The following is a 1,080-nucleotide window of genomic DNA, read 5'->3' on the forward strand; positions in this document are numbered from 1 at the left end:
AATGACTCTTTCATATGCTCATAGGCTTGTTTTTGCTCTTCAGACATATCAACAAGAATCGTAGGTACATTGATTAGCTCAACTGGATTTGACCATACATCTTTTAAACGTACATTTATTGTTGTATCCATTAAAAATTGAGTAAACACATACGGTGAAATACCAGGTACGACCTTGGTTTTATCTAATGTACCTTGTGCTCCACGTGAAGCTATATTAGATGTTACTTCACCATCATGGTAATATGTTCTCTCTATATTTCCATAGGTTTCATTCCATTCCATTAAAGAACTATATTCAAAGCCACTTTCCACCATTTTTTGAGGGAATAGACGCCATAACGTATAGAACACGTCGCTCGCTCGTCCACCAAATAATGTACCTGTTCCAGCTACAACTTTCTTACAAGCCTTTGCTAAACTTCCTAGAGCAGTTCCTTGTGCAGTTTCGCTTTTCAGCTCATGTATTTCGTCAGCGATAAGAGCATCAAAGAAATGCTTCATTTTCCTACGAATATACTCAACTGTAGCTACTTTTCGATACGCTCTTCCTGAGTGTTTTGCACTATAAGGTTTGTTGCGATTTTCTAACTCTAGTTGTTTCTGTAAAGGTTTATTTCCCTCTTTAATTGCCTGCACTAATTTTTTCTCATATTTCGTCCAATCTTTAAAACTTGCATATTTTATTTTTACCTTCGGACTCCAAATATTTGAATTACAATCGGCACATACACTATTTTTATTTGTTTTAGAATCTAAGTCACTTGCTGTAAATTCTTTATACTGACAGACTTCGTTCTGTTCACCATTGGCTTGTTGAACCATAATAGAAGACACTTTTTTACGTAACCTAGCACCACAATCTGGACAGTAATAGCCCTTCTTATAATATCTTTGCACCTCTTCTTCCGTTTTTTTAGAAAAAGCGGTCTGCTTATAAGGTAATGGCATCTGTTTAATAGAATCTCCTCGCATTGTAGTAAAACTAACGACAAAGAAGGTTGGTTTTTGTGGTTTTGGTCTTCCAGCCTGAATCCAAGATTGATGAATTCGAATCAGATCCTCTGTGCGTTTAATAAGA

At 36.0% G+C, this 1,080-nt stretch carries 1 pseudogene; it reads right to left on the reverse strand.

From position 1 onward, the window contains the following. Positions 1-1,080 (reverse strand): annotated as a pseudogene (locus MR155_RS31155) (hypothetical protein); the annotation flags it as partial.

The organism is Bacillus cereus group sp. BfR-BA-01331, from assembly GCF_022663915.1.
GTDB classification, from domain to species: Bacteria; Bacillota; Bacilli; order Bacillales; family Bacillaceae_G; genus Bacillus_A; species Bacillus_A mycoides.